Genomic DNA, 19150 nt, shown 5'->3' with positions numbered 1-19150 from the left:
ATCGGGCGCAGATTATGCGCGAACACGCATGACCGGTCAGTTTCAGCGGCTGGACGGTCGTCAGAAGGCGGCAGGGGCCTGGGCGTGCAGCTCGGGGTGAGCCTGGCGGTGGGCCTGCAGGATGTACTCGCGCAGGCGTTCGATTTCTTCGGCCGGGCTATGTGACAGGTCATAGGCGGCCAGGCGCGGGCCGATGCGTCGGCGCAGCACGCCGTGCAGGCCGATCGGCGGGATATCCGCGGCGGCGAAGCGCAGCTTGAAGCGGGACGGCGCCTCGCGCTGGCCACGGACTTCCAGCAGCACGCCCTTGAACGAGATGTCCCGCACCCACAGGTCGCTGGCCTGGCCATGGTCGTCGAGCAGGGCGCTCGGCCGCTCCAGCGACAAGCGCCAGGGCCGCAGCATGGGGCCGTCCTCGTAGATGTCCGGCGAGCCCAGTTGCAGGTGCAGGGCGTGGAATTCATCCTCGACCAGTTGCAGAGGGAAGCTTAACTGCTGGTTGTTGAAGCTGGCCTGCAGGGTCACCTGCTCGTTGGCCACCAGGCGGGTGAGCAGGTCCTTCAGACGACGGTCGCCATTGACCAGCAGGCTCGACATGGGGTCGGCCAGGTTCAGCTGGGGCGAATGCTGCATGTCCTGGATGAAATCCAGTTCGTCCTGGGAGAGTAGGGCGTCTGCTTGCATGGTCGAACTCGAAGGGGCGATCGGTAAGGGCGATTTCTTCACGGTGGTGGACAGTGGGCAATACGCTTCGTTCCGGTCATTCGTCGGATAATCCTAAAGTGTGTGACTTTAGGCATAGGCGGCCTTTTGCCACTGTCGAGTGTTAGTATCCTACGTTTTCACTCAGTTTCGGAATCCTCACCCGATGAAAGTCGCCATTATTTCCGGTTCGGTATACGGCACCGCCGAAGAAGTCGCCCGTCACGCCGAGTCGCTGCTCAAGGCCGCCGGCCTTGAAGCCTGGCACGCCGCCCGCGCCACCCTGCAGGACATCGAGGGCTTTGCCCCGGATGCGTTGTTGGCAGTGACCTCGACCACCGGCATGGGTGAACTGCCCGACAGCCTGATGCCGCTGTACAGCACCATTCGTGACGTGCTGCCGGCGGCCTGGCGTGGTTTGCCGGGGGCGGTGATCGGCCTGGGCGACTCGAGCTATGGCGACACCTACTGCGGCGGCGGCGAGCAGATGCGCGAGCTGTTTGCCGAGCTGGGGGTGAACGAGGTGTTGCCGATGCTGCGGCTCGATGCCAGCGAGACCGTGACGCCGGAGACCGATGCCGAGCCGTGGTTGGCGGAGTTTGTGGCTGCCCTTGAAGGCTGATGTTGCCTGGACCGGTCCTATCGCGGGGCAAGCCCGCTCCCACGAAAGCTGCATGATGCTCGTGGGAGCGGGCTTGCCCCGCGATAGGGCCGGTCGCCTCAACGAATGGCTGAATGTTCGCGCAACAACGCCAGCCACGCCTGCGCCGCCCGCGACAGATAAGCCCCGCGCCGCCAGATGAAGGCGATATCCCAGCGCAGATGTTCCGGCGCCCGCAACGGCAAACGCACCACCCCGGACCGCTCCAGCGCCCGCGCGACGATCGCCGGCAGCAACACCACGCCTTGACCGGCCGCCACCAGCGCGGCGAGAAAGTCCGCCTGGCCGCTGCGTCCGCCTTCCCTGGGCGTAAAACCCTCCTGCTGGCAGGCACTGAGCAACCGATCATTCAACACGAAGCTGCGCTGGTACAGCAGGAACGGCGTGTCGGCCAGTTGCGCCAGGGCGACGTCGGCTTGCCCGGCCAGCGGGTGGCCGGCGGGCAGCAGTGCCTCCAGTGGCTCATTGCAAAAGGCTTGGTAATCGAACGCCGGATCGCTCGGCGTCAGGCTGCCGCCCAGTTCCAGCTCGCCGCTTCTCACCGCCTGCTCGACCAGGCGGCTGCCGCCTTCGAGCAGTTGGATCGAGATGTTCGGATGCCGCCGCCGGTACTCGGCGAACAACCCGGCGAACAACGCGTCGCTGCCCAGCAGCGGTAGGCCCAGGCGCAGCTCGCCGCGGGCCATCTGGCTGAGGTCGTCCAGTTCGCTCTGCAGCTCCTGGCGCTGGCGCAACAGCGCCTCGCCCCGCTCCAGGACGATGCGCCCGGCGGCGGTCAGCAGCAATTGCGAACCCTGACGTTCCAGCAGGGGCTGGCCGATAGCCTGTTCCAGCTGGGCGACCTGCTTGCTCACCGCCGACTGGCTGATGTGCAGGGTGGTCGCCGCCTGGGTGAAGCCGCCCTTGTGAACGACCTCGATAAAACTGCGCAGCTGTTTGAATTCCATGATCGCTCGATTCCATTCTGGAATGGCTGCCAGTCTAACAATTCGCTTCTGGCCTAGGTACGCGACTTCTACAATGGGCACGTTGTCGAGGAACCCCGCCATGAATCCTGAATTGCTGAAGAAAACCCTGCGCCTGCTCGCCGAGCTGACGGTGTTGCTGGGCCTGTTCCTGATCGGTGGCCAGCTGGCCGCCTGGCTGGCCTGGCCGATCCCCGCCGGGGTGATGGGCCTGGCGCTGCTGCTGGTGCTGTTCGCGACCGGCGTGCTCAAGCCGGCCACCCTGCAACTGGGCGCCGGCTGGCTGATGGCCGAGATGCTGCTGTTCTTCATCCCGGCGCTGATGAGCCTGCTCGACTACGGCAGCCTGCTGCGCAGCGAAGGCTGGCGCATCCTGCTGGTGATCGCCCTGAGCACGCTGCTGGTGATGGTGGTCACCGCGCTGACCGTGGAACTGGTTTGCCGCTGGAGGTTGCGCCATGAGCCTTGAACCCATGCCGCTGTTCTGGCTGGCGTTGACCCTGGGCGCCTACCTGGGCAGCCGCTGGCTGTACCGGCGCAGCGGGCGCTACCTGCTGTCGCCGCTGATCCTGGTGCCGGCGCTGCTGCTGGCGGTGGCCGTGCCGCTGCACACCGCCTACGCCGAATATGCCCGCAACACCCACTGGCTGATGGGCGTGCTGGGCCCGGTCACCGTCGCCTTCGCGGTGCCGATCTGGCAGCAGCGGGCACTGCTGGCGCGCCACTGGCCGGCGCTGCTGGTGGGCATGCTGGCCGGCAGCGTGGCCTCGATCGGCAGTTCCTGGGCGCTGGCGCACCTGCTGGCGCTGGACGATGCGGTCAGCCTGTCGCTGCTGCCGCGCTCGATCACCACGCCGTTCGCCATGCCGGTGGCCCAGGACCTGGGCGGCGTGCCGGAGCTGACGGCGGTGTTCGTGATGTTCACCGGCGTGCTCGGGGCGATGTTCGGCGGCATCCTGCTGCGCTGGCTGCCACTGCGCACGCCGTTGGCGCGGGGCGCGCTGTTCGGCGTCGGCGCCCATGGTGCGGGCGTCAGCCGGGCCCAGGAGGTCGGCCGCGAGGAGGGCTCGGTGGCCGGCCTGGTCATGGTCCTGACCGGGCTGCTCAACCTGCTGGCGGCGCCGCTTTTGATGAAGTTGATCTGACCGTTCGTGCCACTGACTCGCACGGTCATCAGGCTGGCTGCCAAGGCGACTTATCACCTTCGTATAGGCTTCTAGACTGAGCCTCGACATAGAGAGCACATGTATGTGCCGAGGTGACATGCAATGAACGCAGCCTTGCCCTCTTCCGACACTTATCCACCGGGACGACCGTGATGCCACTGGCCGAGATTCCATTGTGCGTCTGGCGCACCCGGAGCCAGGGTTTCACCTTCCGGGGCCAGAGCATCCGCTACTGGACGGCAGGGCAAGGAGAGCCCCTGCTATTGCTTCACGGTTTCCCCACGGCCAGCTGGGATTGGCACTACCTGTGGGCACCCCTGACCCAGCGTTTTCGCGTGGTGGCCTGCGACATGCTCGGCTTCGGCGACTCGGCCAAGCCCGCGGACCACGACTACAGCCTGCTCGAGCAGGCCGACCTGCAGCAGGCGTTGCTGGCGCACCTGCACATCGACCAGCCGGTGCACCTGCTGGCCCATGACTACGGCGGCAGTGTCGCCCAGGAGCTGCTGGCCAGGCACCATGAACAGCGGCTGGAGGTGGCCAGTTGCGTGTTCCTCAACAGTGGGCTGTTCCCCGAGAGTTGCCGCGTGCTGCTGGTGCAAAAGCTGCTGCTCAGCCGCCTGGGCTGGCTGGTCGGGCGCTCGTTCGGGCGCGACGACCTGGTGCGCAACGTCACCCAGGTCTACGGCCCCTGCACCCACCCCAGCGAAAGCGCCCTGGACGACTACTGGAGCCTGATCGCCTCCAACCGCGGCCCACGCATCCTGCACCGGCTTATCAGCTTCCTGCCCGAGCGCAGGGCCCAGCGCGAACGCTGGGTCGCGGCGCTGCAACGCCCGGGCGTGCCGCTGCGCTTCATCAATGGCGCGGTGGATCCTTTGTCCGGCGCGCACATGGTCGAACGCTACCGCGAACTGGTGCCGGAGCCCGACACCGTGGTGCTGCAGGGCATCGGCCATTACCCGCACACCGAGGCGCCGGTGCAGGTGCTGCGCCACTACCTGGCCTTTCGTGAGCAACCGATGAGCTATGTGCCGCTGAAGGTCGCCTGGTCCTGACCGGGCGATCATCGCCGGGCGTTATCGGGCGGCATTCGCCACGGTGCGCTTGATTGCCCGGCCCCGGCGGCTGGCGGAGACTGCGTTGCATCCCTTCATTGCCAGGAGCCTTGAGCATGAGCGAACCAGTACGTCTGCAGGATCGAGTGGTGATCGTCACGGGGGCCGGTGGCGGCCTGGGCCGGGCCCATGCGCTGCTGTTCGCCGCGCGCGGCGCGCGGGTGGTGGTCAACGACCTGGGCGGGTCGACCCACGGCGAAGGCGCCAACGCAACGGCGGCCGACCGCGTGGTGGAGGAGATCCGCGCCGCGGGCGGTTCGGCGATCGCCAACCATGACTCGGTCACCGACGGCGCACGCATCGTCGAGCAGGCCCTGGATACCTACGGCCGCGTCGATGTGCTGGTCAACAACGCCGGCATCCTGCGCGACAAGACCTTCCACAAGATGGAGGACAGCGACTGGGAGCTGGTCTATCGCGTGCACGTCGAGGGCGCCTACAAGGTTACCCACGCCGCCTGGCCGCACCTGCGGGCGCAGAACTGGGGGCGGGTGATCTTCACCTCGTCCACTTCGGGCATCTACGGCAACTTCGGCCAGGCCAACTACGGCATGGCCAAGCTCGGCCTTTACGGGCTGACCCGCACCCTGGCCATCGAAGGCCGCAAGCACGGCATCCTGGTCAACGCCATCGCCCCGACCGGCGGCACGCGCATGACCGAGGGGCTGATCCCGCCGCAGGTGTTCGAGCGGCTGCAACCCGAGCTGATCAGCCCGCTGGTGGTGTACCTGGGCAGCGATCAGTGCCAGGACAGCGGCGAGCTGTTCGAGGTGGGCGGCGGCTGGGTCGGCAAGGTGCGCTGGGAGCGCAGCCAGGGCGTGGGTTTCGACCCGCGGGAAGGGTTCACGCCCGAGCAGGTGGCGGACAACTGGGCGCGGATTGGCGACTTCGAGGGTGCCGGGCATCCGCAGGACAGCCTGCAGGCGTTGCAGCAGATGATGGCGAACCTGCAAAAGCATCCGTTGGGTTGAGGCGCGCGTATCACGGCATGGTCGGGTTTGCGTGCGTGGCATGTGAGCAGGCTTGTGAGCGGGCATGCGAGCGGGGTATGCGTGGGAGCGGGCTTGCCCCGCGATGAGGCCGGTCCAGGCAACGGCGCCACATGGCACGGGCTTCGCCCGTGATCGCGGGGCAAGCCCGCTCCCATGCAGCCTCGCTCGCATACCCGCTCGTACGCAGCCCCCGCTCGCACGCAGCCCGTACCAAGCCCGCTCTCAACCAGCCCATTCCCACCAGATTTTGCCAAGCGATTCTTGCACAAATAAAAAAGGCCGCTGCAATCGCAGCGGCCAATCGAGACGTTAGATCAAGGAGCTTCAAAATCAACGTCGGTGAACCTGAGCGGGCGCGAAAGGCGGGGGGGAGAGCCCTTCGTGCCGGCCAGTGAGATCAGAATAAGCGCTTGAACCCGCGGGAAAAATAGCCGCTTATGACATTCACCTTTACGTTTCGGGTAAAAGTGCAAGGCGGACTATAGCCAGCCTGTGCAGTGAAAATCCGTAATGCTTTGTAAGCCCTTTCACTGATCCGCGCCGTATCCCATCCGCCAACTGGTGGCCTGGGTGGCGGCGAGCAGGCGTCGGGCGGCCGGGCCGTGCTCGTCGGCATGGAAGATCGAGGTCGGCCCGACCACGGTCATCACCGCGGCGACCTGGCCCATGGCGTTGAACACCGGCGCGGACAGCGCATCCACCCCCGGCATCAGCAACCCGTGCACATGGTGCAGGCCGCGCTGGCGGATCTGCTCCAGCAGGGGCGCATAGTCGTCCGCCTTCTGGCCGAGCGTGGCCAGCTCCTGGTCGCGCAGCTCCACGGTCTCCCGTTCGGGCAGATGGGCAGCGAACACCAGCCCGGTGGACGAGCTCAGCAACGGCAGCACCGAGCCGATCTGGGTCACCACCGTCACCGCCCGCACCGCTGGCTCGATGCTCACCACGGTCGCGCCCTGGTTGCCCCACACGGCGATGAAGCAGCTTTCGTTGAGCTCGTCGCGCAGCTGCGACAGCGGCAGCGCCGCGACCTTCAGCACATCGATGCTGCCCAGGGCCGCCATGCCCACCCGCAACGCCTCGCGCCCGAGCCCGTAGTGGTTGGTGGCCGGGTCCTGCTCGGCGAAGCCGCTGGCGATCAGTGCCTGCAGGTAGCGGTGCACCTTGCTCGCAGGCATCTCGACATGCTCGGCCAGGCGTGACAGCGAGGTGGAGGGGGAGAGTTCGGCCAGGGCCTTGAGGATGTCGGTGCCGACTTCCGCCGAGCGGACCTTCTGTTTGCCGTTGTCGGCACTGCTGCTGGCTTTGGCCATGGGGGGCTTCTATGCAGATTTCATGGAGTGGCGCCTTTATAGCTTGACGCCTGCGCGCGGGCAAATTACGTTATTCGTAATCTGATTACGATAAAAACAATGCAGACGCGCTGCCGCCCTTGGTGCCGGTTTCAGGATCGGGCCCGCAGCCAGCTGCCCGCAACGGCTCCCAGCAGCCCGGAGGCACCGATGACCCGCGACACTTCCCCTGAACTCGAGTACCTGAGCGGCTTCGGCAACGAATTCGCCAGCGAAGCCTTGCCCGGCGCCCTGCCGGTCGGGCAGAACTCGCCGCAGAAGGCGCCCTATGGGCTGTACGCCGAGCTGCTGTCGGGCACTGCCTTCACCATGACCCGCAGCGAACTGCGCCGTACCTGGCTGTACCGCATTCGCCCGTCGGCGCTGCACCCGCGTTTCGAGCGTCTGGAGCGCCAGCCGCTGACCGGCGCGCTGGGCGCCATCAACCCCAATCGCCTGCGTTGGAGCCCCCAGCCGATCCCGTCCGAACCGACCGACTTCATTGACGGTTGGGTGCCCATGGTGGCCAACTCGGCATCGGAAAAGCCGGCTGGCGTGAGCATCTACATCTACCGCGCCAACCGTTCCATGGAGCGGGTGTTCTTCAATGCCGACGGCGAGCTGCTGCTGGTGCCCGAGCAAGGCCGCCTGCGCATCGCCACCGAGCTGGGCGTGCTCGTGGTCGAGCCGCTGGAGATCGCGGTGATCCCACGGGGCATGAAGTTCCGGGTCGAACTGCTCGATGCCCAGGCCCGTGGCTACATCGCCGAGAACCACGGTGCGCCGCTGCGCATTCCGGACCTCGGCCCGATCGGCAGCAACGGCCTGGCCAACCCGCGTGACTTCCTCACCCCGGTCGCCCATTACGAAGAAAGCACCGGCCCGGTGCAGCTGGTGCAGAAGTTCCTCGGCGAACACTGGGCCTGCGAGCTGCAGCATTCGCCGCTGGACGTGGTTGCCTGGCACGGCAGCAACGTGCCGTACAAGTACGACCTGCGCCGCTTCAACACCATCGGCACGGTCAGTTTCGACCACCCCGATCCGTCGATCTTCACCGTGCTGACCTCGCCCACCAGCGTGCATGGCATGGCCAACATGGACTTCGTGATCTTCCCGCCGCGCTGGATGGTGGCCGAGAACACCTTCCGTCCACCATGGTTCCACCGCAACCTGATGAACGAGTTCATGGGCCTGATCCACGGCGCCTACGATGCCAAGGCCGAAGGCTTCCTGCCCGGCGGCGCCTCGCTGCACGGGGTGATGAGTGCCCACGGCCCGGACGCCGAGACCTGCGACAAGGCCATCTCGGTGGACCTGGCGCCGCACAAGATCGACAACACCATGGCCTTCATGTTCGAGACCAGCCAGGTGCTGCGTCCGAGCCGCCAGGCCCTCGAAAGCCCGCAGTTGCAGGCCGACTACGATAGTTGCTGGGCCACCTTGCCGAGCACCTTCAACCCGAACCGGAGATAACCGATGAACCACAACGCCATTGCCCGCAGCTGGGTCGAGCACGCCAACGGGCACCGCGACTTCCCGCTGCAGAACCTGCCCCTGGGCATCTTCAGCCGCCCAGGGCAGGCGCCACGTTGCGGCGTGGCCATCGGCGACGCGATCCTCGACCTCGAGGTCGTGCTGGCCGCCGGCCTGTTCGACGGTGCGGCCAAGGCCGCCGTCGAAGCCACCGTCGGCGGCGCGCTGAACGCTTTCTTCGCCCTCGGCCGGGCGGCCCGCGTGGCCCTGCGCGAGCGCCTGCTGGTACTGCTGGGCGAGGGCAGCGAGCACCAGGCTGCGCTGAAGGCCGCGCTGTACCCGGCCAGCGAATGCCAGCTGCACCTGCCGGCGAAGATCGGTGACTACACCGACTTCTATGTCGGCATCGAGCACGCCAAGAACGTTGGCAAGCTGTTCCGCCCGGACAACCCGCTGCTGCCCAACTACAAGCACGTGCCGATCGGCTACCACGGCCGCGCCTCGACCATCCGTGCCTCCGGCGCCGATGTGCGCCGTCCCAAGGGCCAGACCCTGCCGGCGGGCCAGACCGAGCCGAGCTTCGGCCCTTGCGCGCGCCTGGACTACGAGCTGGAACTGGGCATCTGGATCGGCCAAGGCAATGACATGGGCCAGCCAATCCCGGTGGGCGATGCCGCCGAGCACGTGGCCGGCTTCTGCCTGCTCAACGACTGGTCGGCGCGGGACATCCAGGCCTGGGAATACCAGCCGCTGGGCCCGTTCCTGTCCAAGAGCTTCATCACCACGGTGTCGCCATGGGTCGTCACCGCCGAGGCCCTGGAACCGTTCCGTTGCGCCCAGCCGGCCCGTCCGGAGGGTGACCCGCAGCCGCTGTCGTACCTGCTGGACAAGCGCGACCAGGCCGCCGGCGCCTTCGACATCGAGCTGGAAGTGCTGCTGCTGACCGAGCGCATGCGCGAGCAGAACCTGCCGGCTCATCGCCTGACCCTGAGCAGCACCCGCAGCATGTACTGGACCGTGGCGCAGATGGTCGCCCACCACAGCGTCAACGGCTGCCAGCTGCAACCGGGCGACCTGTTCGGCTCGGGCACCCTGTCGGGCGCCGCGCCGGGGTCGTTCGGCAGCCTGCTGGAGATCACCGAAGGCGGCAAGCACCCGGTGGAACTGGCCAGTGGCGAGGTGCGCAAGTTCCTCGAGGACGGCGACGAGATCATCCTGCGCGCCCGTTGCGTGCGCGAGGGCGTGGCCAGCATCGGCTTCGGCGAGTGCCGCGGCACCATCGTCGCGGCCAACTGAGGGGCAGGGCGATGGAACTGTTCACCTACTACCGCTCCACCTCGTCGTTTCGGGTACGCATTGCCCTGGCGCTCAAGGGCCTGGATTACCAGGCCTTGCCTGTGAACCTGCTCAAGGGCGAGCAGCGCGGCGCGGACTATCTGGCGCTCAACCCCCAGGGCCGGGTGCCGGCCCTGCGCCTGGAGAGCGGCGAGCTGCTGGTGCAGTCGCCGGCGATCATCGAGTACCTGGAGGAAGCCTTCCCCGAAACGCCACTGCTGCCCCGTGGACCTGAAGCCCGGGCCAGGGTGCGCGGCGTGGCGGCGATCATCGGTTGCGATATCCACCCATTGCACAACGTCAGCGTGCTCAACCAGTTACGTCAGTTGGGGCACGAAGAGGCCCAGGTCAACCAGTGGATCGGCCACTGGATCAGCCAGGGGCTGGCGGCGGTCGAGCAATTGATCGGCGATGAGGGCTTCTGCTTCGGGGCGACGCCGGGCCTGGCCGACGTCTACCTGATCCCGCAGCTGTACGCGGCCGAGCGCTTCAACATCGACCTTGGTGGCTACCCGCGCATTCGCCGGGTGGCCGCCCTGGCCGAGCAGCACCCGGCCTTCCACCAGGCCCACCCGGCGAGGCAGCCCGACACCCCCGACTGACCACAAACTCATTGTGTTGGCAGGGGCACTGTGGGAGCGGGTTTACCCGCGAATGCAAGGGTGAGGCCACCGACGCTTTCGCGGGTAAACCCGCTCCCACAGGTACTGCTTCAGCCCGCAGGAGCTAGCTCCTGCAACGACCATCGCGATCCCATGGCATAACAATAAAAGACAGGTACCTTGCGATGCATAACCAGATAGCCAGCTTTCGCGCGGCGCTCGACGCGCGCCCGGTGTCACCCTACCAATGGCGCCTGCTGCTGCTGTTGATCCTGCTGTTGGTCACCGATGGTTATGACGCCCAGGTGCTGGGCTATGTGATTCCCGCGCTGGCCCAGGACTGGGGCCTGGAAAAGGCCGCCTTCGGGCCGGTGTTCAGCGCCAACCTGCTGGGCCTGACGGTCGGCTCGCTGGCGGTTACGCCACTGGCCGACCGCTTCGGCGTGCGTCGGGTGCTGCTGTGCTGCGTGCTGCTGTACGCCAGCCTGACGGTGCTGATGGTGTTTGCCACCTCGCTCGACAGCCTGATGCTGGCGCGTTTTCTCTGCGGCATCGGCATGGGCGGCGCCATGCCCAGCGCCATGGCGCTGATGGCCGACTACGCGCCGCCTCGACTGCGCACCCTGATGGTGACCCTGGCGGCCTGCGGCTTTTCCCTGGGCGGAGCGGCGGGTGGTTTCGTCGCTGCGGGCTTCATCGACCATTACGGCTGGCAGGCGGTGTTTCTCGCCGGTGGCGTGGCGCCGCTGCTGTTGTTCCCGTTCCTGGCCTTGTACCTGCCCGAGTCGCTGCCGCGCCTGCTGCGCGATGCGCCGCCGTATGCCCGGTTGCAAAGGATTGCCACCCGCCTGCTGCCGGGCTGGCAGGTGCCGGCGGCACAGGTCGCCAGCGATGAGCCAGCGGACAGCAAGCTCACCATGGTCGCGTTGTTCCGCGACGGTTTCGCCCGGCCGACCTTGCTGCTGTGGGGCACCTTCTTCGTCAGCCTGATCCTGCTGTATTTCATGATCAGCTGGCTGCCGTCGCTGCTGCAGGAAAGCGGCCTGGCGCTGAACCAGGCCAACCTGGTCACTTCGCTGTTCCTGTTCGCCGGCACATTCGGCGCGGTGTGCCTGGCCTGGTGCGCCGACCGAATGAAGAACAAGGCCCACCTGTTGGCCGGCGTATTGCTGGGGGCGGCAGTTTTCAGCGTGCTGGTCGGCCTCAACCACGACGACCCGCGCTGGCTGGTGCCCAGCGTGTTCGCCGCAGGCTTCTGCATCATCGGTGGCCAGCTGACGCTCAATGCCTTCGTCAGCAACTTCTACCCGGCCCAGGTGCGCGCCACAGGCACCGGCTGGGCCCTGGGCGTCGGGCGCTTCGGCTCGATCCTTGGACCGCTTATCGGTAGCTTGCTGCTGACCCTGCACATGCCGGTGGAGCAGATCTTCTTCTTCTGCGCCATCCCGGCATTGCTTGGGGCGCTGCTGGTCAGCCAGGTGCGGGCGCCACGGCCACGTGAAGTGGCGCCCAAGGCTGAAGCGCTAGTGGATTGAGCGCTTGCCGCTGGGCAGTTGGCCGATGCGTTCGCTGAGTTTCAGGCGTTGCAGCGGGTCGTCGGTCAGCAGCAGGGCGTGTTCCAGGTCGAAGCGTTCGGCCTGGGGGCAGTCCAGATGCTGGTACAGCGTGGCGCGGGCCAGGTAGTCGTTGACCTGCACCGGACCCAGTTGCATGACCCGTTCGGCATCGACCAGCGCGGCCAGGTCGTTGTCGTTACTGCTGTGCAACTGGCGCAGGTTGCGCGACAGGCGCTGGAGCATCTGCATCGGCGAGGCGCTGCGCAGGTGTTCGGCGGTCAGCGGCATCTGCGGGCCGAACTGGCGGGCGAGCAGTTCGCGGCAGTCGTTGGGGTAGAGGCGACGACCGCCGCAGGGGTCGAGCAGGTGATCGGCGCCGGGCACGCGCAGCAGGAAGTGGCCGGGGAAATTGACGCCTTCCAAGGGAATCGACAGGCGGCGGGCCAGCTCCAGGGCGAGAATGGCCAACAGCAACGGCTGGCCGCGACGGCGTTGCAGCACCTTGTCCATCAAGGCCGCCTGCGGTCGCAGCGGGTGGTACTCGTCCTGCTGGTAACCCAGGGCGTTGAGCTGGCGCAGCAAGGGCTGGGCCAGCTCGTTGAGCGGCAGCATCGGCAGGTTGGTGCTGACGTCGCGTTGCAGTTCGTGTAGCCGGGCCAGGCCGGCCGCGGGCTCGACGTTGCGGTCATGCTCGGCGGCGATCCACAGGGTGGCCTCCAGCAGGGCGACCGGCTCGCGTTCCAGGCAGGCCAGGCAGGCTTGGCGTGGGTTCATGGGACCTCTCCATCACGCTTAACTTGTAGCCCTGGCGCGGCTTTTCGTCCAGTGGTCCGCCCGTGCGGTGTCCGGCCTCGACCTGTTTATACTGGTAGGAGCACCTCGTTGGGGAGCCCGTCCATGTTCGAGCTCATGCAAAGCACCCGCGCCCAGTCACTGCACCTGTTCATCGACCCACCCACGGGCCTGAAGGCCGTGGTGGTGATTCACAGCGAACAGCTGGGACCGGCCATGGGCGGCTGCCGCTACCTGCCCTATGCCGACGACGAGAGCGCCATGACCGACGCCATCCGCCTGGCCCAGGGCATGAGCTACAAGGCGGCCCTGGCCGGGCTGCCGATGGGCGGTGGCAAGGCGGTGATCGTGCGCAATCCGCACGTGGAGAACCGCGCAGCGCTGTTCCAGGCCTTCGGCCGCTTCGTCGACAGCCTCCAGGGGCGTTTCATCACGGCGGTGGACAGCGGCACCTCGACCCTCGACATGGACTGCATCGCCCAGTCTACCCCCTACGTGACCAGCACCACCGCCTCGGGCGACCCGTCGCCCCACGCGGCCATGGGCGTGTTCGCTGGCATCCGCGCCACCTCCATGGCCCGGCTGGGCAGCGACAACCTGGAGGGCCTGCGGGTGGCGGTGCAGGGCCTGGGCAACGTGGGCTATGCCCTGGCCGAGCAACTGCATGCGGCGGGCGCCGAGTTGCTGGTCAGCGACCTGGACCCAGGCAAGGTGCGCCTGGCGGTGGAGCAGTTCAGTGCCCAACCGGTGGCCCATGAGGCCTTGATCAGCACCCCGTGCGACATCTTCGCCCCCTGTGGCGTGGGGCCGGTGCTCAACAGGCAGAGTGTGATGCAGTTGCGTTGCGCGGCGGTGGCGGGGTCGGCGAACAACCAGCTGACCACCTTGGAGGTGGCCGACCAGTTGGAGAATCGGGGGATCCTGTATGCACCTGACTACGTGATCAATGCGGGCGGGTTGATCTATGTGGCGTTGACCCATCGTGGGGAAGCCGCGGGCACCATAACCGCGCACCTGGCGCGAATTCCCACGCGGCTGACCGAGGTGTTCGCCCATGCCCAGGCGGAGAAACGCTCGCCGGCAAGGGTGGCGCAGACGTTGGCGGAGCGGTTGCTGTATGGCTGAGGCTCAGACTGGCCGCTTGTGGTGAAGATCGTTCCTCAATACCATCGAAAGGACCTCCGTCTTATTGCGCAGGGCGACTCCGAGCGGTCGTCATCTGTGATGTTTCCAGGTAGACATGAACCCATTACCCACCCTTATCCGCGAAACCTTCCCCGTCGGCCCTTTGCAGTGCAACTGCACCCTGATCGGCGACCCGCTGAGCAAGAAGGCCATCGTCGTCGATCCGGGCGGCGACGAGCAGAAGATCCTCGCCCGCCTGCAGCACCATGGCCTGACCCTGGTGAGCATCATCCACACCCATGCCCACTTCGACCATTTCCTCGCCTCGGGCAAGCTCAAGGAGCTGACCGGTGCCACGCTGCACCTGCACAAGGCCGACCAGCCGCTGTGGGAAAACCTGGAAATGCAGTGCCAGATGTTCGGCATGCCCTACACCCCGGTGCCGTCGCCGGATCGCTGGCTGAGCGATGAGGAGGAGCTGGCCTGCGGCTGCGGCGTGGCGCTGCACACCCCAGGGCATACGCCGGGCTCGATGAGTTTCTGGTTCGCCGAGCACAAGCTGCTGATCGCCGGCGATACCCTGTTCCGCCGTGGTGTCGGGCGCACCGATTTGTGGGGTGGCGATCAGCGGGCTATCGTTCGTTCCATCAAGGAACGGCTGTACCGCCTGGATGAGGAAGCCATCGTGGTGACCGGTCATGGTCCGGACACCTGCCTCGGCGACGAGATGCGCGAGAATCCGTTCGTGCGCGCCTGAGGTTTCATGGAATTTTTCCGCCGCGCTGCAATCCAAGGCTGGCATAGATCCGTAGGCGATCCGCTGCACTTTTGAATTTCAGTAGGAGCTTGTCCATGTTCACCATGCGTCGTCTGATTATCGTCGCTACCGCCGCCGCCCTGATGTCCGGTTGTGCCAGCCCCAACCCGTATGACAACCAGGGCCAGGCGCAGGGCTCCACAGGGATGAGCAAGACCGCCAAGTACGGTGGCCTGGGCGCGCTGGCCGGCGCCATCGCCGGTGCCGCCATCGATCACAACAACCGCGGCAAGGGCGCGCTGATCGGCGCCGCCGCGGTGGGCGCCGCCGCCGCCGGCTACGGCTACTACGCCGACAAGCAGGAAGCCGAGCTGCGGGCCAAGATGGCCAACACCGGCGTCGAGGTGCAGCGCCAGGGCGACCAGATCAAGCTGATCATGCCGGGCAACATCACCTTCGCCACCGATTCGGCGAACATTTCCCCGAGCTTCTACTCGCCGCTGAACAACCTGGCCAACTCGTTCAAGCAGTTCAACCAGAACACCATCGAGGTGGTGGGCTTCACCGACAGCACCGGCAGCCGCCAGCACAACATGGACCTGTCGCAGCGCCGTGCCCAGGCGGTCAGCACCTACCTGACTTCCCAGGGCGTGGACTCGTCGCGGGTCAGCGTGCGTGGCATGGGGCCGGACCAGCCGATCGCCAGCAACGCCGACGCCAATGGCCGTGCGCAGAACCGCCGGGTCGAGGTCAACCTGAAGCCGATCCCGGGTCAGCAGTATGACCAGCAGGGGACTGTGCAGCAGTATCCGTAAGTTATAGTTCTGAACTGATGGGGCTGCTTCGCGGCCCTTCGCGGGTAAACCCGCTCCCACAGGGTTTGTGCATGACTTTGGCCTTGCGCGATACCTGTGGGAGCGGGTTTACCCGCGAAGGGGCGCGTAGCGGCCCCATCTGTTTTCAGCGCTCGGTACTGGCCTGGATCGCCGTCAACGCGATGGTATGCACGATATCGTCCACCTGCGCCCCACGGGGCAGGTCGTTGACCGGTTTGCGCAGCCCCTGCAGCATCGGCCCGAGGCTGACGCAGTCGGCGCTGCGCTGTACCGCCTTGTGGGTGGTGTTGCCGGTGTTCAGGTCGGGGAACACGAACACCGTGGCGCGTCCGGCCACCGGGCTCGACGGCGCCAGTTGCCGGGCGATCTCGGGGTTGGCAGCGGCGTCGTACTGCAACGGCCCGTCGATCACCAGGTCGTGCTCGGCCTGTTGCGCCAGGCGCGTGGCCTCGCGCACCTTTTCCACTTCCTCGTCGCTGGCCGCCGAATCGCTGGAATAGCTGAGCATCGCCACCCGTGGCGCGATGCCGAACGACTCGGCGGACTCGGCGCTCTGCCGGGCGATTTCGGCGAGCTCCGCGGCACTGGGGTGCGGGTTCATCACGCAGTCGCCGTAGACCAGCACCTGGTCGGGGAACAGCATGAAGAACACCGACGACACCAGGATGCTGCCTGGCGCGGTCTTGATCAGCTGCAAGGCCGGGCGGATGGTGTTGGCGGTGGAGTGCACCAGGCCGGAGACCAGGCCGTCCACCTCGCCGAGGGCGAGCATCATGGTGCCGATCACCACCGGGTCTTCCAGTTGCTGTTCGGCCATCGGCGCGTTGAGGTTCTTGCTCTTGCGCAGCTCGACCATGGGTTCGACATAGCGGCCACGGATCAGCTCGGGGTCGAGCACTTCCAGGTCCGGCGGCAGGCTGATGCCCTGGGCGCGGGCCACGGCCTGCACGTCCTCGGGCTTGGCCAGCAGCACGCAACGGGCAATGCCACGGGCCTGGCACAGGGCGGCGGCCTGCACCAGCAGGGGCTCGGCGCCCTCGGGCAGGACGATGCGCTTGTTGGCCTGCTGGGCGCGCTGGATCAGCTGGTAGCGGAACACCGCCGGCGACAGGCGCAGTTCCCGTGGCGTGCCGCAACGCTGGTGCAGCCAGGCGGCGTCCAACTGGCCGGCGACGAAGTCGGTGATGAACTCGGCGCGCTCGCGGTCGTCCACCGGGATCTCGCGGTTCAGCGAGTTGAGCTGGTTGGCGGTGTCGTAGGAGCCGGTGCTCACCGACAGGATCGGCAGGCCGGCCTGCAGGGCGCCGCGGCACAGTTCGAGGATGCGCGGGTCGGGCTTGCTGTCGCTGGTCAGCAGCAGGCCTGCCAGGGGCACGCCGTTGATCGCGGCCATGCACACGGCGAGGATGATGTCGTCGCGGTCGCCCGGCGTCACCACCAGGGTGCCGGAGGTCAGCAGCGGCACGGTGTTGGCCACGGTGCGGGCACAGATGATGATCTTGCTCATGCGCCGCTGGTCGTAGTCGCCGGCGTTGAGCACCTGGGCACCGAGCAGCTCGGCCACGTCGCGGGTTCGCGGGGCGTTGAGCTCGGCCTGGTAGGGGATGCAGCCGAGCAGGCGGAAGTCGTTGCCACGCAGCAGCGGCGAATGCTCGCGCAGGCGCGTGGCGAAGTCGGCCATGCTTTCGTCGGTGCGCACTTTGTTGAGAATCACACCGAGCACCTTTGGGTCCCGCGGGCCGCCGAACAACTGGGCCTGCAGCTCGACGCGGCCGGACAGCTCGCTCAGTACCTCGTTCTCCGGCGCCGACACCAGGATCACCTCGGCGTCGAGGCTCTTGGCCAGGTGCAGGTTGACCCGGGCGGCATAGCTGGCGTGGCGGGTCGGCACCATGCCCTCGACCACCACCACGTCCTTGCCGACGCACGCCTGCTGGTAGAGGCGGATGATCTCCTCGAGCAGTTCATCGAGTTGGCCGTCACCGAGCATGCGCTCGACATGCCCCAGGCTCAGGGGCGTGGGCGGCTTGATGCCGTGGGTGCGGGCGACCAGTTCGCTGGAACGCTCCGGGCCGGTGTCGCCGGGGTGCGGCTGGGCGATCGGCTTGAAGAAGCCGACCTTGAGCCCCGCGCGCTCCAGGGTGCGCACCAGGCCCAGGCTGATGGAGGTCAGGCCGACACCGAAGTCGGTCGGCGCGATGAAAAATGTCTGCATGCGTGCTTCTCGAAATAAGCGGTGCAAGGAATTCAGCGGCCAAGGGTATCGCTAACCGCCCCTTGTGCGCACCAGCCACAGGCGAATACCTGGCCGATGCGTCGGGCGCGTTCGTCGGCGTCGAGCACCCAGGGCCGCGCCTGCCACGGCGGCTGGTGGCGCAGGTGCTGGGTGTGGCCGCAGGACAGCTCGACCACCCAGTGGCCCTCCTCGTCGAGGCGAAAGCCGGTGATCCGACTGATGGGCGGCCCTTGGTCCGAGTCGCGTTCGCAATCGGTCGATGCGTTGGTTACACTTGTCCGTTCTACATTCTTTTGCAAAAGGTCTTGCCCCATGCTGATCGCCGCCAACAAGGCTGTCTCCATCGACTATACCCTCACCAACGACGCTGGTGAGGTCATCGACAGCTCCGCCGGTGGTGCGCCGCTGGTCTACCTGCACGGTGCCGCCAACATCATCCCGGGCCTGGAAAAAGCCCTGGAAGGCAAGCAGGCCGGTGACGAGCTGACCGTTGCCATCGAACCGGAAGAAGCCTACGGCGAGTACTCGGCCGAACTGGTCAGCACCCTGAACCGCAGCATGTTCGAAGGCGTCGACCAACTGGAAGTCGGCATGCAGTTCCACGCCTCGGCGCCGGACGGCCAGATGCAGATCGTCACCATTCGCGACATCGACGGCGACGACGTGACCGTCGACGGCAACCACCCGCTGGCTGGTCAGCGCCTGAACTTCAAGGTCAAGGTTGTCGACGTGCGTGACGCCAGCGAAGAAGAAATCGCTCACCGTCACATCCACGGTGAAGGTGGCCATCACCACTGATTTTCTGCGCTAAGCTCAGAGAGTCGCCAGGCGCTCGGGCAAGCCGGACTTGCCCTCCTCAGGAGGGTGGACGGTTTGGCCGCGCGCCTTTTTAGTGGGCGGGATTCGCCCCAGCGGCAATCGGGAACCTGAGAGGGGATTTCATCATGAGTGCATTTCACGACCTGACGTTGAAGGCGTTGAACGGTGAGGACCTGCCGCTGGCCCCGTTCAAGGGCCAGGTGGTGCTGGTGGTCAATGTCGCCTCCAAGTGCGGGCTGACGCCGCAGTACAAGGCCCTGGAGAACCTGTATCAGGATTACCGGGACAAGGGCTTCAATGTGCTGGGCCTGCCGTGCAACCAGTTCGCCGGCCAGGAACCTGGCAGCGAGAAGGAAATCCAGGAATTCTGCAGCCTCAACTATGGGGTGAGCTTCCCGCTGGGCGCCAAGCTCGAGGTCAACGGCCCGCAGCGTCATTCGCTGTACCGCCTGCTGGCGGGCGAGGGCGCCGAGTTCCCCGGCGATATCACCTGGAACTTCGAGAAGTTCCTGGTTGGCAAGGATGGTCGGGTGCTGGCGCGTTTTGCCCCGCGTACCGCGCCGGACGATCCGACCGTGGTGCAGGCGATCGAGAAGGCGCTGGGCTGATCCATACCCACACCCCTGTAGGAGATTACGCAGCCCTTCCTGGCTGCGCTGTCGCGCAGGGAACAGGGTTCCAGCGTGG

At 66.6% G+C, this 19150-nt stretch carries 20 protein-coding genes; 14 read left to right on the top strand and 6 right to left on the bottom strand.

Annotation, left to right across the window (positions count from 1 at the left end; translation table 11 throughout):
* Nucleotides 1-60: 60 nt before the first annotated feature.
* A complete protein-coding gene (locus tag POF53_RS13580) occupies nucleotides 61-684 on the bottom strand; it encodes a hypothetical protein (RefSeq protein ID WP_203650579.1) in 624 nt (207 codons plus the stop codon).
* Nucleotides 685-868: 184 nt separating this feature from the next.
* Between POF53_RS13580 and POF53_RS13575 the strand changes: the two genes are divergently transcribed.
* Nucleotides 869-1324: a flavodoxin gene (locus POF53_RS13575; RefSeq protein WP_232855715.1), complete on the top strand. Its 456-nt coding sequence runs from the start codon at nucleotides 869-871 to the stop codon at nucleotides 1322-1324.
* Between the two features lie 98 nt (nucleotides 1325-1422).
* Here POF53_RS13575 and POF53_RS13570 read toward each other — a convergent pair whose 3' ends face one another.
* Nucleotides 1423-2310 (bottom strand): LysR family transcriptional regulator, encoded by an 888-nt coding sequence (locus POF53_RS13570; protein ID WP_498968088.1) that lies wholly within the window; start codon nucleotides 2308-2310, stop codon nucleotides 1423-1425.
* 100 nt (nucleotides 2311-2410) lie between these two features.
* On the opposite strand from POF53_RS13570, the gene POF53_RS13565 reads away from it, so the two are divergent.
* From POF53_RS13565 to POF53_RS13550, 4 genes are all read left to right on the top strand, one after another.
* The gene (locus POF53_RS13565) at nucleotides 2411-2797 is read left to right on the top strand and encodes a CidA/LrgA family protein (RefSeq protein ID WP_203650585.1); all 387 of its coding nucleotides are present in this window, start codon (nucleotides 2411-2413) and stop codon (nucleotides 2795-2797) included.
* On the top strand, nucleotides 2787-3473 hold the full coding sequence (locus tag POF53_RS13560; RefSeq protein ID WP_203650587.1) for an LrgB family protein: 687 nt from the start codon (nucleotides 2787-2789) through the stop codon (nucleotides 3471-3473). Before POF53_RS13565 ends, POF53_RS13560 begins: the two co-directional genes overlap by 11 nt.
* 173 nt (nucleotides 3474-3646) lie before the next feature.
* On the top strand, nucleotides 3647-4552 hold the full coding sequence (locus tag POF53_RS13555; protein ID WP_110736894.1) for an alpha/beta fold hydrolase: 906 nt from the start codon (nucleotides 3647-3649) through the stop codon (nucleotides 4550-4552).
* A gap of 116 nt (nucleotides 4553-4668) precedes the next feature.
* Entirely contained in the window at nucleotides 4669-5583 is a 915-nt protein-coding gene (locus POF53_RS13550; RefSeq protein ID WP_254464316.1) for an SDR family oxidoreductase, read from the top strand.
* Nucleotides 5584-6131: 548 nt separating this feature from the next.
* Here POF53_RS13550 and POF53_RS13545 read toward each other — a convergent pair.
* Nucleotides 6132-6914: an IclR family transcriptional regulator gene (locus tag POF53_RS13545; protein WP_232855712.1), complete on the bottom strand. Its 783-nt coding sequence runs from the start codon at nucleotides 6912-6914 to the stop codon at nucleotides 6132-6134.
* Nucleotides 6915-7103: 189 nt separating this feature from the next.
* Here POF53_RS13545 and hmgA point away from each other — a divergent pair, with 189 nt between their 5' ends.
* The 4 genes from hmgA (at nucleotide 7104) to POF53_RS13525 (ending at nucleotide 11877) form a co-directional block, all read left to right on the top strand.
* Complete coding sequence (hmgA, locus tag POF53_RS13540; protein WP_203650594.1) at nucleotides 7104-8405, top strand: homogentisate 1,2-dioxygenase; 1302 nt, start codon at nucleotides 7104-7106, stop codon at nucleotides 8403-8405.
* A gap of 3 nt (nucleotides 8406-8408) precedes the next feature.
* Nucleotides 8409-9701, top strand: a complete 1293-nt coding sequence (gene fahA / locus POF53_RS13535; protein WP_254464317.1) for a fumarylacetoacetase — start codon at nucleotides 8409-8411, stop codon at nucleotides 9699-9701.
* Nucleotides 9702-9712: 11 nt separating this feature from the next.
* Nucleotides 9713-10342: a maleylacetoacetate isomerase gene (gene maiA / locus POF53_RS13530; RefSeq protein ID WP_254464318.1), complete on the top strand. Its 630-nt coding sequence runs from the start codon at nucleotides 9713-9715 to the stop codon at nucleotides 10340-10342.
* A 185-nt stretch (nucleotides 10343-10527) separates the two neighbouring features.
* Nucleotides 10528-11877 carry an MFS transporter gene (locus tag POF53_RS13525; RefSeq protein ID WP_232855708.1) on the top strand — a complete coding sequence of 450 codons (1350 nt, stop codon included), beginning with the start codon at nucleotides 10528-10530 and terminating at the stop codon, nucleotides 11875-11877.
* Here the strand turns inward: POF53_RS13525 and POF53_RS13520 are convergent.
* Nucleotides 11866-12672 carry a SirB1 family protein gene (locus POF53_RS13520; protein ID WP_203650600.1) on the bottom strand — a complete coding sequence of 269 codons (807 nt, stop codon included), beginning with the start codon at nucleotides 12670-12672 and terminating at the stop codon, nucleotides 11866-11868. The two genes, POF53_RS13525 and POF53_RS13520, sit on opposite strands and share 12 nt — an antisense overlap.
* 123 nt (nucleotides 12673-12795) lie before the next feature.
* Here POF53_RS13520 and POF53_RS13515 point away from each other — a divergent pair, with 123 nt between their 5' ends.
* The 3 genes from POF53_RS13515 (at nucleotide 12796) to POF53_RS13505 (ending at nucleotide 15387) form a co-directional block, all read left to right on the top strand.
* Nucleotides 12796-13815 (top strand): Leu/Phe/Val dehydrogenase, encoded by a 1020-nt coding sequence (locus POF53_RS13515; protein WP_254464320.1) that lies wholly within the window; start codon nucleotides 12796-12798, stop codon nucleotides 13813-13815.
* A 115-nt stretch (nucleotides 13816-13930) separates the two neighbouring features.
* Entirely contained in the window at nucleotides 13931-14572 is a 642-nt protein-coding gene (locus POF53_RS13510) for an MBL fold metallo-hydrolase (RefSeq protein WP_232855705.1), read from the top strand.
* A 95-nt stretch (nucleotides 14573-14667) separates the two neighbouring features.
* Nucleotides 14668-15387 carry a YiaD family glycine zipper/OmpA-like lipoprotein gene (locus POF53_RS13505; RefSeq protein WP_028689530.1) on the top strand — a complete coding sequence of 240 codons (720 nt, stop codon included), beginning with the start codon at nucleotides 14668-14670 and terminating at the stop codon, nucleotides 15385-15387.
* 145 nt (nucleotides 15388-15532) lie between these two features.
* Here the strand turns inward: POF53_RS13505 and pta are convergent, their stop codons facing one another.
* Both pta and POF53_RS13495 read right to left on the bottom strand, forming a co-directional pair.
* A complete protein-coding gene (gene pta / locus POF53_RS13500) occupies nucleotides 15533-17623 on the bottom strand; it encodes a phosphate acetyltransferase (protein ID WP_498968082.1) in 2091 nt (696 codons plus the stop codon).
* 32 nt (nucleotides 17624-17655) lie between these two features.
* Nucleotides 17656-17958 carry a DUF3565 domain-containing protein gene (locus POF53_RS13495; RefSeq protein ID WP_232855704.1) on the bottom strand — a complete coding sequence of 101 codons (303 nt, stop codon included), beginning with the start codon at nucleotides 17956-17958 and terminating at the stop codon, nucleotides 17656-17658.
* Between POF53_RS13495 and POF53_RS13490 the strand changes: the two genes are divergently transcribed.
* Nucleotides 17957-18442, top strand: a complete 486-nt coding sequence (locus POF53_RS13490; RefSeq protein ID WP_050706853.1) for an FKBP-type peptidyl-prolyl cis-trans isomerase — start codon at nucleotides 17957-17959, stop codon at nucleotides 18440-18442. The two genes, POF53_RS13495 and POF53_RS13490, sit on opposite strands and share 2 nt — an antisense overlap.
* A 146-nt stretch (nucleotides 18443-18588) precedes the next feature.
* Nucleotides 18589-19071 carry a glutathione peroxidase gene (locus tag POF53_RS13485; RefSeq protein ID WP_203650605.1) on the top strand — a complete coding sequence of 161 codons (483 nt, stop codon included), beginning with the start codon at nucleotides 18589-18591 and terminating at the stop codon, nucleotides 19069-19071.
* The last annotated feature ends 79 nt before the right edge of the window (nucleotides 19072-19150 follow it).

The sequence above is a fragment of the Mitsuaria sp. RG genome (assembly GCF_028369275.1).
Lineage (GTDB): Bacteria > Pseudomonadota > Gammaproteobacteria > Pseudomonadales > Pseudomonadaceae > Aquipseudomonas > Aquipseudomonas peradeniyensis.
Note: the sequence above shows the minus strand (reverse complement) of the source record. Positions and strands in the feature narration are given on the sequence as shown.

Coding starts and splice junctions, on each gene's coding strand:
- POF53_RS13575 (WP_232855715.1), top strand. CDS start 869: ATGAAAGTCGCCATTATTTCCGGTTCGGTATACGGCACCGCCGAAGAA.
- POF53_RS13580 (WP_203650579.1), bottom strand. CDS start 684: ATGCAAGCAGACGCCCTACTCTCCCAGGACGAACTGGATTTCATCCAG.
- POF53_RS13560 (WP_203650587.1), top strand. CDS start 2,787: ATGAGCCTTGAACCCATGCCGCTGTTCTGGCTGGCGTTGACCCTGGGC.
- POF53_RS13565 (WP_203650585.1), top strand. CDS start 2,411: ATGAATCCTGAATTGCTGAAGAAAACCCTGCGCCTGCTCGCCGAGCTG.
- POF53_RS13555 (WP_110736894.1), top strand. CDS start 3,647: ATGCCACTGGCCGAGATTCCATTGTGCGTCTGGCGCACCCGGAGCCAG.
- POF53_RS13505 (WP_028689530.1), top strand. CDS start 14,668: ATGTTCACCATGCGTCGTCTGATTATCGTCGCTACCGCCGCCGCCCTG.
- fahA (WP_254464317.1), top strand. CDS start 8,409: ATGAACCACAACGCCATTGCCCGCAGCTGGGTCGAGCACGCCAACGGG.
- hmgA (WP_203650594.1), top strand. CDS start 7,104: ATGACCCGCGACACTTCCCCTGAACTCGAGTACCTGAGCGGCTTCGGC.
- POF53_RS13510 (WP_232855705.1), top strand. CDS start 13,931: ATGAACCCATTACCCACCCTTATCCGCGAAACCTTCCCCGTCGGCCCT.
- POF53_RS13520 (WP_203650600.1), bottom strand. CDS start 12,672: ATGAACCCACGCCAAGCCTGCCTGGCCTGCCTGGAACGCGAGCCGGTC.
- POF53_RS13485 (WP_203650605.1), top strand. CDS start 18,589: ATGAGTGCATTTCACGACCTGACGTTGAAGGCGTTGAACGGTGAGGAC.
- POF53_RS13495 (WP_232855704.1), bottom strand. CDS start 17,958: ATGGGGCAAGACCTTTTGCAAAAGAATGTAGAACGGACAAGTGTAACC.
- POF53_RS13525 (WP_232855708.1), top strand. CDS start 10,528: ATGCATAACCAGATAGCCAGCTTTCGCGCGGCGCTCGACGCGCGCCCG.
- POF53_RS13550 (WP_254464316.1), top strand. CDS start 4,669: ATGAGCGAACCAGTACGTCTGCAGGATCGAGTGGTGATCGTCACGGGG.
- pta (WP_498968082.1), bottom strand. CDS start 17,623: ATGCAGACATTTTTCATCGCGCCGACCGACTTCGGTGTCGGCCTGACC.
- POF53_RS13545 (WP_232855712.1), bottom strand. CDS start 6,914: ATGGCCAAAGCCAGCAGCAGTGCCGACAACGGCAAACAGAAGGTCCGC.
- POF53_RS13490 (WP_050706853.1), top strand. CDS start 17,957: ATGCTGATCGCCGCCAACAAGGCTGTCTCCATCGACTATACCCTCACC.
- POF53_RS13515 (WP_254464320.1), top strand. CDS start 12,796: ATGTTCGAGCTCATGCAAAGCACCCGCGCCCAGTCACTGCACCTGTTC.
- POF53_RS13570 (WP_498968088.1), bottom strand. CDS start 2,310: ATGGAATTCAAACAGCTGCGCAGTTTTATCGAGGTCGTTCACAAGGGC.
- maiA (WP_254464318.1), top strand. CDS start 9,713: ATGGAACTGTTCACCTACTACCGCTCCACCTCGTCGTTTCGGGTACGC.